Origin of the sequence: Pseudomonas sp. PDM27, from assembly GCF_019219205.1 — a bacterium.
GTDB classification, from domain to species: Bacteria; Pseudomonadota; Gammaproteobacteria; order Pseudomonadales; family Pseudomonadaceae; genus Aquipseudomonas; species Aquipseudomonas laurylsulfatiphila.
This window is the reverse complement of record NZ_JAHUWF010000007.1, coordinates 193,693-204,067: the sequence shown is the minus strand read 5'-3', so window position 1 is coordinate 204,067 and position 10,375 is coordinate 193,693. Positions and strand designations below refer to the sequence as shown.

Here is a 10,375-nt window from a genome sequence, read left to right as displayed (position 1 = left end):
AGCTACGCTCCAGAATGTTCTTAGCTCTTTTGTTAAAGACATGAAACAACTTTACCTATAAATGTCGTCAAATAATTGGCGACTGATAAGCACCATCAGGAATCAGGGAGATGTACATGCGCCTATTAACCCCCCTCTGCAGCGCGGTTCTTTTGGCCATGGCCTGCTCGTCCCAGGCTCAGGCCATGACGCTGACCGAAGCGATCCAGAGCACCATCGCGACGCACCCGGAACTGGCATCCCGGGTGGACAGCCGTCTGTCGGCTGACGAAGACGTGAAGGTCGCCAAAGGGGGCTTTTATCCATCGGTCGATCTGAACGCTGCTTACGGGCGCGGGTACAGCGATAACACCAATACCCGGGCGCTCGGCAATCACCACACCGAAATCCTCAATTACACTCAGTCGGAATTGCGCCTGCGGCAAATGCTGTTTGACGGGTTCAACACCGCCAATGAAGTCGAGCGCACCAAAGGCGTGGTCAACTCGCGAGCCTATTACGCTCAGGGAACGGCTCAGGATCTGGCCTTGCGTACCACCGAGGTCTATCTCGAGGTGCTCAAGCACCGCGAACTGGTGACCCTGGCCAAGAACAACCTGCAAGCGCACTTGCGGGTCAACGACCAGATCGGCCTGCGCACCCAGCGCGGCGTGGGTAGCAACGCCGATGCCGACCAGTCCAGCGCTCGCCGGGCACTGGCAGAAAACAACCTCGACACCGCCGAAGTCAATCTGGCTGACGCCGAGTCGAACTTTTACGCCGTTGTCGGGCGTATGCCCGATGAACTCGAAGCCCCGCCGTCGATTCGCGGTGAAGTCCCAACCTCCCTGCCCGAAGCCCAGCAGAGCATGGTGGAAAACAACCCTTACCTGAAATCCGCCCAGGCCGACGTGCAATCGGCCGAAAGCCAGTACGAAGTTGCCAAGTCGCCCTTCTACCCACGCCTTGACGCCGAGGCGGCAGTGGGCGCGAACAACAACGTGCAGGGTGACGAAGGCCACGACAACGAGTGGCGGGTCGGCGTGGTAATGAACTACAACCTGTTCCGCGGCGGCAGCGACAAGGCGCGTCTGGCCTCCGACGCGCACAAGATCAACCAGGCCATGGACATCCGCAACAATGCCCTGCGCCAGCTCAACGAGAATATTCACCTGGCCTGGAACGCCATGGTCAATGCCAAGAAACAAACCCCGACCGCCCGTGAATACGCCGACACCAGCAAGCGCGTACGCATTGCCTATCAGGATCAGTTCGGCCTCGGCCAGCGGACCCTGCTTGACCTGCTCGACAGCGAAAACGAACTCTACAACGCCAACCGTCGCTACACCGAAGTGCGCTACACCGAAGAGTTTTCGATGTACCGCATCCTGGCGAACATGGGTCAGTTGTTGAGCAAACAACGGGTCGTACTGCCCGCCGACGCAATCGCCCAGACCGAAGTGACAAACGAAGCTCGTCTGCCGGAAATGAAATAACGAAGTACCCGTGCAGGAGCGGCCGCAGGCTGTGATCTTTTGATCGTGTTTGCTGAAAAGCAAAGTCAAAAGATCGCAGCCTGCGGCAGCTCCTACAGTGAGTTTGTCAATTGCCGCAGAGCAATGGGAGCAATCAATTTGACCAGCATGGAACCCGGCAACACCGGTGTCGATCCGCGCCTGAGCTTCGATGACCCGCTTCTGGACGGTCTGCTGATCCTCTGCAAACTCCACGGTGCGACGGTCAGTCGCGCCAGCCTCAGTGCCGGGCTTCCCATGGCACACCAACGCCTGAGCCTGGACCTGCTGCCCCGTGCAGCGGCCCGGGCCGGTTTGCAGGCGCGCCTGCTGCGCCGTGACCTCAAGGACATCTCGCCACTCAACCTGCCCGTGCTGCTGTTGCTCAACAACGGCCGCACGGCGGTCCTGCGTCGTTATGCCGAGGACGGCAAGGTGCTGATCCTGCCCAGCGAAGCCGACGGCGGCGAACAATGGCTCAGCCCTGAAGAGCTGGCCGAACACTACAGTGGCCAGGCGCTGTTTGCCCGGCCACGCCACGAACTCGAAGACTTGCGCTCGCCGCTGGTGCCTCGGGTCCAGGCCTGGTTCCGCGATACGCTGAAGCTGTCGAAATGGCTGTACAGCGATGCGATCCTGGCGAGTTTCCTGATCAACCTGCTGGGGCTGATGGTGCCGCTGTTCGTGATGCAGACCTACGACCGGGTGGTGCCGAACCAGGCCACTTCGACCTTGTGGGTGCTGGCGATCGGTCTGCTGATCGGCACCGCTTTCGAACTGGTGCTGCGGGTCGTTCGCGCGCACCTGCTGGATACCGCCGGCAAGAAAACCGACGTGATCCTGTCCGCCACCCTGTTCGAGCGCATCACCGGCATGGCGATGAAAGCACGACCGGCGACCATCGGGGGTTTTGCCCAAAGCATCCATGACTTCCAGGGCCTGCGGGAGTTTCTCACCGCCGTGACCCTCACCAGCCTGATCGACCTGCCCTTCTGCCTGCTGATGCTGCTGGTGATCGGCCTGCTCGGTGGCTGGCTGGTAGTGATTCCGATTCTGGCGTTTCCCATCACCATCATTTTCGCCATGGTGATCCAGGTTCGCCTGCGTGACACCGTACAGAAAAGCCTCAGCCTCGGTGCCGAACGCCAGGCGTTGCTGATCGAAACCCTCAGCGGCCTGGAAACCCTCAAGGCCTGCAGCGCCGAAAGCGAACGCCAGCACAAATGGGAAAGTACCCACGGCGCCCTCACCCGCCTCGACAGCCATGCACGCAACCTCTCGGCCCTGGCCACCAACGGCACGCTGTTCATCCAGCAGATGTCCGGCATGGCGACCATCGTCGCCGGGGTCTACAGCATCATCGCCGGCAATCTCAGCGTCGGTGCCCTGGTGGCCAGCTACATGCTCGGCAGTCGAGTGCTGGCGCCACTGGGACAGATCGCCGGCCTGATCACCCGCTACCAGCAAGCGCAACTGACCATGAAAAGCACGGACGCGCTGATGGGCCTGCCCCAGGAGCGCGATGCTAAACAACGGCCATTGGAGCGCACGCAACTGCAAGGGGCGCTGGATGTTGTCGGCGTGACCTTCCACTACAACGGCCAGAATACCCCGGCGTTGGCCAACGTCAGTTTCAGCGTGAAACCCGGTGAGCGAATCGGCGTGATCGGTCGCAGCGGCTCGGGCAAAAGCACCCTGGCGCGGCTGGTGATGGGTTTCTACGAACCGGAAGAAGGCCAGCTATTGCTCGATGGCCTGGACTTGCGACAGCTGGACGTCGCCGACCTGCGCCATCAGATCGGTTACGTCGCTCATGACCTGCCACTACTGGCCGGCAGCCTGCGCGATAACCTGACCCTCGGCGCGCGCTACATCAGTGACTCACGCATGCTCGAAGTGGCCGAGCTCACCGGCGTCACCGAACTGGCCCGGCAACACCCGCAAGGCTTCGACCGGCCCGTGGGCGAGCGCGGACAGTTGCTGTCCGGGGGGCAGCGCCAGGCGGTTTTGCTGGCCCGGGCCTTGTTGCTCGACCCGCCGATCCTGTTGCTCGACGAACCGACCAGCGCCATGGACAACAGCAGCGAAGACGTCCTGCGGCAAAAACTCCACGGCTGGGTCCAGGGCAAAACCGTGCTGCTGGTGACTCACCGCACCTCGATGCTGAGCCTGGTGGATCGGCTGGTGGTGCTGGACAACGGACGGATCGTCGCCGACGGGCCGAAAGAAGCAGTCATCGATGCACTGCGCAAGGGCCGTGTCGGCTCTGCGGCCGTCTAGGAGTGGCCCTCTGGATGCAAATACACAACCTGTGGCGAGGGAGCTTGCTCCCGCTGGGTTGCGAAGCAGCCCCCTCGTTGTGTCATCTGGATCGCGCCAGCAGTTTTTACGACGGCTTCGCCGCCGGACGGGAGCAAGCTCCCTCGCCACAGGATTGTGTTCGGCACTATTTCTCTTAACTGACGGGTATCGCCCATGTCTGCTCAAACGCCAGATTCAGCGCCCCGAGGCTACTTCAACAGCTTCGGCAAAAGCGCCGAAGTCGAATTCATGCCGGAAACCGCCGGCGCCTCATTGCAGGACTCACCGCGCTGGTCACGGATCACCGTGTGGCTGGCCGCCGCACTGCTGATCTGCGCGCTGGTCTGGGCCAAATTCGCCGTGTTGCAGGAAGTCACCATGGGCGAAGGCAAGGCGATACCGTCGAGCAAGGTCCAGGTGATCCAGAACCTGGAGGGCGGCATCGTCACCGAAATATTCGTCCGCGAAGGGCAGATGGTGAACAAGGGCGACACCTTGCTGCGCCTGGATGACACGCGTTATCTGTCGAACAAGGGTGAAAGCGAAGCCGATCGCTACGCCTTGACCGCGCAGGTCGAACGGCTCTCGGCCGAAGCCGAAGGCCGGCCGTTCAAGCTGTCAGAAGAAGTGATCGCCAAGGCTCCGCAAGTGGCCGAAGACGAGCGCTCGCTATACGAGCAACGGCAACGGCGACTCGCGAGCGAACAGCGCACATTATCCGAACAACTTCGGCAAAAAACCCAGGAACTGGCAGAGTTCCGCTCGAAACAGGGGCAATTCAGTTCAAGCCTGGCGTTGTTGCAGCAAGAGATGAACATGTCCACACCGCTGGTGGGCACCGGTGCCGTGTCACCGGTGGAAATCCTGCGCCTCAAACGCAGCGCCGTGGAGATTCGCGGCTCGCTGAACGCCACCACCCTGGCGATCCCCCGGGCGGAATCGGCGATCAACGAGATCAAAAGCAAGATCGACGAATCGGAACAGACCTTCCGTTCCGAAGCGGCCAAAGAGCTGAACGAGAAGCGCACCGACCTGTCGAAAATCACGGCGTCGAGCATCGCCATCGACGACCGCGTGACCCGCACCACCGTGGTCTCGCCGGTGCATGGCATCATCAAGGTGTTGAAGGTCAACACCATCGGTGGTGTGGTCCAGCCCGGCAGTGACATGGTGGAAATCGTGCCGCTGGAAGACAACCTGCTGATCGAAGCCAAGGTCCGCCCGCAGGACGTTGCATTCCTGCATCCGGGCCAGAAAGCCATGGTCAAGTTCAGCGCCTACGACTACACCATTTACGGCGGCCTGAGCGCCAAGCTGGAACTGATCGGCGCCGACACCATCACCGACGATAAGGGCAACAGCTTTTATCTGATTCAGGTACGCACTGACAAAAACCATCTGGGCGGGGATGTGAAACCGCTGCTGATCATCCCGGGGATGGTGGCGACGGTGGACATTATTACCGGGGAGAAAACGGTGCTCGATTACTTGCTTAAGCCGGTGTTGAAAGCGCGAACCGAGGCGATGCGGGAGCGGTAGATTCTGGCTGAGATTTTGGGTGATTGTTCCTCCGCCTTCGCGAGCAGGCTCGCTCCCACATTCGATCGTATTTCTCCTGGAGGAACCCGGTCGAATGTGAGAGCGAGCCTGCTCGCGAAGGGGCCGGTCATTTTTCAGAATGATTACGCTGGTAAACCTCCTCCCCCATCGCCGCAATCTGCCCCTCGATCAACGCTTCGAACGGCTTCAACAACGGTACAAACGAAGTCGGTGCTTCGAGGGTTTCCAGCGCCTGCACAATCGCCTCCACTGTCGACAACGCCCCCGGTCCCGGTGCCTTGCGCAGCCGATAACGGGACACACCGCCTTCGGCCAGCGTCACCCTCGGCAACGCCGCCAGCAGCGGATTGAGGTGCAGCATCTTGCGCGCCTTGCGCCAGGTGCCATCCGGGACGACCAGCAACAACGGTTCGTCCGTCGGGGCATAAACCTGCATCGGCTGCGCACCCTCGCCGGGGAACAACAAGCGTGCCTGATATCCCGGCTGATTCAACAACACCGGCAAATCCTCGAACACCTCACCCACGATCAACTCGGCATTCTCCAAGCCCAACGCCGCCAACCGCGCCGTATTCAGCGCATGGTTCACTTCGCTCGGATGCTGCAAGAGCAACACCCGGGTGCGGCTGTCGAGGCTCGGGATCAACGGGCACAGGCAGTGAGATTGCGGACGCAGGCAGCGCGGGCATTGGATTCTGGACATCTTCTCAGGCCTGATTCAGTTGGGCTTTAAGCAAGTCGCGGAACGTCTGGATCAGCGGCTCGCGGCTACGGCCCCGGCGCACGATCATCGAGAACGGCGCCTGATAACCAAAGGTCGCCGGCAACAGCACCCGCAAGTCGCCCTTGTCGGCCCAGGCCTGGGCGTAGTGCTCCGGCAGGTAGCCGATGTAGGCGCCCGACAGCACCAGAATCAGCTGGGCTTCCATACTTTCCACGGTCGCGGCGCTGTGCTTGAAGCCGTGACGCGCCAGCTCGGCCTGGCTCCAGTAGCCGCGACCGACCATGCGCTGCTGGGTGATGACCTGTTCGGGAATGCGCCGCTCGTTGAACAGCGGATGCCGCGTGCTGCAATACAACCAGTGTTGCTCACGGTACAGCGGCATATACACCAGACCGCTCATGCGCGTGGAGAACGCACCGATGGCCAGGTCGAGACGGTTGTCCTGCACGCCGAGTTGCAGTTCGTAAGGGCTCATCACCGACAGGTGCAAGTGCACGGCCGGGTGTTCCTGGCTGTAGGCGCCGATGGCTTCGGCGAACGGCAGGGCCTTGTCGCTGACCGTGGAGTCGATCACCCCGAGGTTCAAGGTGCCGCGCAACTCGCCCTTCAGCGCGGCGGCGTACTGCTCGAAGCCTTCGAGTTCGCCCAACAGACGCAGGGTTTCCTGATGGAACAACTCACCCTTGCTGGTCAGGCTGAACCCGCCACGACCGCGATGGCAGAGCACCAGGCCGAGGGCCGCTTCGAGCTGGCTCATGTAGGTGCTGATGGCCGACGTCGAGAGGTTGAGCTCCTGCTGGGCGTTGGCGAAGCCCTGGTGACGCACCACGCTGACGAAGATGCGCAATAGTTTCAGGTCGGGTAAAGCGTTGGCCATGAGTACTCCAAACACCGGGTCGCAGCAGCTAAATCCCTGTAGGAGCTGCCGAAGGCTGCGATCTTTTGATTTTCGGCGGCTTCATGGTCGCCAAGAGTAAAGATCAAAAGATCGCAGCCTTCGGCAGCTCCTACAGGGTTAGCCATCAGCTGTTAAACGAGTGGTGAAGTCTACCGCCGCCCTGGCCATTAGTTTAGAAAAATCTGAACTAAGTATTTGCCCGTAGCGATTCTTCCCGACCACTACATTTCGCAGAATCGGCCCACAACGGTGCCCGTACCTTCCGTGAACGGCGCAACCCTATAAATAAAACAACGACGATGAGGCCCTACCCGTGGACAAGATTCTTCACCAACCACTGGGCGGCAACGAAATGCCGCGCTTCGGCGGCATCGCCACCATGATGCGACTCCCCCACTTGAATACCGCTGCCGGCCTGGACGCTGCCTTCGTAGGCGTGCCGCTGGACATCGGTACCTCGCTGCGCCCTGGCACCCGTTTCGGGCCTCGGGAAATCCGCGCTGAATCGGTGATGATCCGCCCGTACAACATGGCCACTGGCGCTGCGCCGTTCGACTCGCTGTCGGTTGCCGACATCGGCGACATCGCGATCAACACCTTCAACCTGCTGGATGCCGTACGGATCATCGAAGAATCCTACGACAACATCCTCGAACACGACGTGATCCCCCTGACCCTGGGTGGTGACCACACCATCACCCTGCCGATCCTGCGTGCCATCCACAAGAAGCACGGCAAGGTCGGCCTGGTGCACATCGACGCTCACGCTGACGTGAACGATCACATGTTCGGCGAGAAAATCGCCCACGGCACCACGTTCCGTCGCGCCGTCGAAGAAGGCCTGATTGACCCGGACCGCGTGGTGCAGATCGGCCTGCGCGCCCAGGGCTACACCGCTGACGACTTCAACTGGAGTCGCAACCAGGGCTTCCGTGTGGTTCAGGCCGAAGAGTGCTGGCACAAATCGCTGGAGCCGTTGATGGCTGAAGTCCGCGAGAAAGTCGGTGGCGGTCCTGTCTACCTGAGCTTCGACATCGACGGTATCGACCCGGCCTGGGCGCCAGGTACCGGCACCCCGGAAATCGGCGGTCTGACGACCATTCAGGCGATCGAGATCGTTCGCGGCTGCCAAGGCCTCGACCTGGTCGGTTGCGATCTGGTAGAAGTCTCGCCCGCTTACGACACCACCGGCAACACCTCGCTGCTGGCCGCCAACCTGCTGTACGAAATGCTCTGCGTATTGCCTGGCGTAGTCCACCGCTGAGGATGGTTCATGAACGAACGCGATCAGGTTCTGAAAGCTGCCGCTGATCTGGTGTCCGCTTTTGCCCGTAACGATCGCGAAGCCTACTTCGGCGCTTTTAGCACCGATGCCAGCTTCGTCTTCTACACCCTCGAAAAGCCCCTGCTGTCGCGCGACGCCTACCAGGCGATGTGGGACGGCTGGCGCGCCGAGGATGGCTTCGAGGTGCTCTCGTGCACCTCGAGCAACGCTTTCGTCAGCCTGCAGGGTGACGTGGCGATTTTCATCCATGACGTAGCCACCGAGCTGCGCATGCAAGGGGAGCAGCACTTTAGCCAGGAGCGCGAGACGATTGTTTTCAAGAAACAAGCGTCTGGCCAAGAACAACAAGGCCTATGGCTGGCCTGCCACGAACATTTGTCCGCGATGCCGGAAGGGCTGCCACCCCCTTAGCCAACACAGGTGACGCTCACGCACGATGAGCGCGCCTTTATGATCGGAGCTGATCATGAATAACAACAACAAAGACCAAAGCCTTACGCAAATTGAAACCCACGGGGTCGAACAGATCCCTGACAACGAACGCACCGCAGGCCCGACGGACTTGTTCCGGATGATCTTCGGTGGTTCCAACACCTTTGCAACCGCCGTACTCGGCAGCTTCCCGGTCCTGTTCGGCCTGTCTTTCCAGGCGGGCGTCTGGGCGATTGTGCTGGGCGTGTTGCTGGGTTCGCTGATCCTCGCGCCAATGGGCCTGTTCGGCCCAATCAACGGCACGAACAACGCCGTGTCTTCCGGTGCGCACTTCGGCGTGCACGGGCGGATCGTCGGTTCGTTCCTGTCGCTGTTGACCGCCATCGCCTTCTTCTCGCTCTCGGTGTGGAGTTCGGGTGATGCGCTGATCGGTGGCGCCAAACGCCTGATCGGCCTGCCGGAAACCGACCTGACCCTGGGCCTGGCCTACGGTCTGTTCGCGATCCTGGTGCTGACCGTGTGCATCTATGGTTTCCGCTTCCTGCTGTGGGTCAACAAGATCGCGGTGTGGAGTGCCAGCCTGCTGTTCCTGCTGGGCATCTTCGCCTTCGCCGGTCCCTTCGATGCGAACTACGCCGGTAGCGTCAACATGGGCCAACCGGGTTTCTGGGCTGCCTTCATCGGTGCGGCACTGGTGGCCATGAGCAACCCGATTTCCTTCGGTGCGTTCCTCGGTGACTGGTCGCGCTACATTCCGCGTGACACCTCCAAGCGCCGCATCATGGCGGCGGTGGTGATTTCGCAGATCGCAACGTTCATCCCGTTCCTGTTCGGCCTGACCACCGCCACCATCGTAGCGATCAAGGCACCGGACTACATCGCGGCCAACAACTATGTCGGCGGCTTGCTGGCAGTCTCGCCGAGCTGGTTCTTCCTGCCGGTATGCCTGATTGCGGTGATCGGCGGCATGTCCACCGGCACCACTTCGCTGTACGGCACCGGCCTGGACATGTCCAGCGTATTCCCACGGGTACTGTCGCGGGTCAAGGCCACGCTGCTGATCGGTGTGATGTCGATTGCCTTCATCTTCATCGGGCGCTTCGCCGCCAACCTGGTGCAGAGCGTGTCGACCTTCGCCGTGCTGATCATCACCTGCACCACCCCCTGGATGGTGATCATGATCATCGGCCTGCTGGTGCGCCGCGGCTTCTACTGCCCGGATGACCTGCAAGTGTTCACCCGCGGCGAGAAAGGTGGCCGTTACTGGTTCACCCACGGTTGGAACTGGCGTGGCCTGGGTGCCTGGATCCCGAGCGCGGCCGTCGGCCTGTGCTTCGTGAACCTGCCGGGTCAGTTTGTCGGGCCGCTGGGCGAAATGGCCGGTGGCATCGACATCAGCCTGCCAGTGACCCTGGGCCTGGCCTCGCTGGTGTACCTGGCGCTGCTGAGCCTGTTCCCGGAATCGCGCGAAGTGTTCGGCCCGAACGATGTTCGTAGCCGTGGTGCCAGCGCCGTTGCAAAACCTGAAATACGTCAGCCCGCCTGACACAGATCCACTTGTGGGAGCGAGCCTGCTCGCGAAGACGGCGGCACATTCAACATCGATGTGACTGACCGATCGCCTTCGCGAGCAGGCTCGCTCCCACAGAAAGCAGCCCCACAGAAACGCCTTTGTTTCACAT

Annotated in this window: 8 protein-coding genes; 6 read left to right on the top strand and 2 right to left on the bottom strand. The window is 61.2% G+C overall.

The annotated features are described in order from the left end of the window. The first annotated feature begins 116 nt into the window (after positions 1–116). From KW838_RS16585 to KW838_RS16575, 3 genes are all read left to right on the top strand, one after another. On the top strand, positions 117–1,475 hold the full coding sequence (locus KW838_RS16585) for a TolC family outer membrane protein (protein WP_102699035.1): 1,359 nt from the start codon (positions 117–119) through the stop codon (positions 1,473–1,475). Positions 1,476–1,613: 138 nt separating this feature from the next. After that, on the top strand, positions 1,614–3,773 hold the full coding sequence (locus KW838_RS16580; RefSeq protein WP_218501789.1) for a type I secretion system permease/ATPase: 2,160 nt from the start codon (positions 1,614–1,616) through the stop codon (positions 3,771–3,773). Between the two features lie 195 nt (positions 3,774–3,968). Then, the gene (locus KW838_RS16575; protein ID WP_102698927.1) at positions 3,969–5,333 is read left to right on the top strand and encodes an HlyD family type I secretion periplasmic adaptor subunit; all 1,365 of its coding nucleotides are present in this window, start codon (positions 3,969–3,971) and stop codon (positions 5,331–5,333) included. A gap of 127 nt (positions 5,334–5,460) precedes the next feature. On the opposite strand, the gene KW838_RS16570 is transcribed toward KW838_RS16575, so the two are convergent. Both KW838_RS16570 and KW838_RS16565 read right to left on the bottom strand, forming a co-directional pair. Next, positions 5,461–6,057 carry a tRNA-uridine aminocarboxypropyltransferase gene (locus KW838_RS16570; RefSeq protein ID WP_218501787.1) on the bottom strand — a complete coding sequence of 199 codons (597 nt, stop codon included), beginning with the start codon at positions 6,055–6,057 and terminating at the stop codon, positions 5,461–5,463. 4 nt (positions 6,058–6,061) lie between these two features. Beyond that, positions 6,062–6,955, bottom strand: coding sequence for a LysR family transcriptional regulator (locus tag KW838_RS16565; protein ID WP_007972518.1), 894 nt, complete (start codon positions 6,953–6,955; stop codon positions 6,062–6,064). 334 nt (positions 6,956–7,289) lie between these two features. On the opposite strand from KW838_RS16565, the gene speB reads away from it, so the two are divergent. The 3 genes from speB to KW838_RS16550 are packed head-to-tail and all read left to right on the top strand — an operon-like array spanning position 7,290 to position 10,239. Beyond that, a complete protein-coding gene (gene speB, locus KW838_RS16560; protein ID WP_007972517.1) occupies positions 7,290–8,240 on the top strand; it encodes an agmatinase in 951 nt (316 codons plus the stop codon). Positions 8,241–8,249: 9 nt separating this feature from the next. Then, positions 8,250–8,672, top strand: a complete 423-nt coding sequence (locus KW838_RS16555) for a nuclear transport factor 2 family protein (RefSeq protein ID WP_218501785.1) — start codon at positions 8,250–8,252, stop codon at positions 8,670–8,672. A 55-nt stretch (positions 8,673–8,727) separates the two neighbouring features. Next, positions 8,728–10,239, top strand: a complete 1,512-nt coding sequence (locus KW838_RS16550) for a cytosine permease (RefSeq protein ID WP_218501784.1) — start codon at positions 8,728–8,730, stop codon at positions 10,237–10,239. Positions 10,240–10,375: the final 136 nt, after the last annotated feature.

Excerpts from the sequence above, each read along its gene's own strand:
- KW838_RS16570 (WP_218501787.1), bottom strand. The coding sequence starts at position 6,057 with ATGTCCAGAATCCAATGCCCGCGCTGCCTGCGTCCGCAATCTCACTGC.
- KW838_RS16565 (WP_007972518.1), bottom strand. The coding sequence starts at position 6,955 with ATGGCCAACGCTTTACCCGACCTGAAACTATTGCGCATCTTCGTCAGC.
- KW838_RS16575 (WP_102698927.1), top strand. The coding sequence starts at position 3,969 with ATGTCTGCTCAAACGCCAGATTCAGCGCCCCGAGGCTACTTCAACAGC.
- KW838_RS16585 (WP_102699035.1), top strand. The coding sequence starts at position 117 with ATGCGCCTATTAACCCCCCTCTGCAGCGCGGTTCTTTTGGCCATGGCC.
- KW838_RS16550 (WP_218501784.1), top strand. The coding sequence starts at position 8,728 with ATGAATAACAACAACAAAGACCAAAGCCTTACGCAAATTGAAACCCAC.
- KW838_RS16555 (WP_218501785.1), top strand. The coding sequence starts at position 8,250 with ATGAACGAACGCGATCAGGTTCTGAAAGCTGCCGCTGATCTGGTGTCC.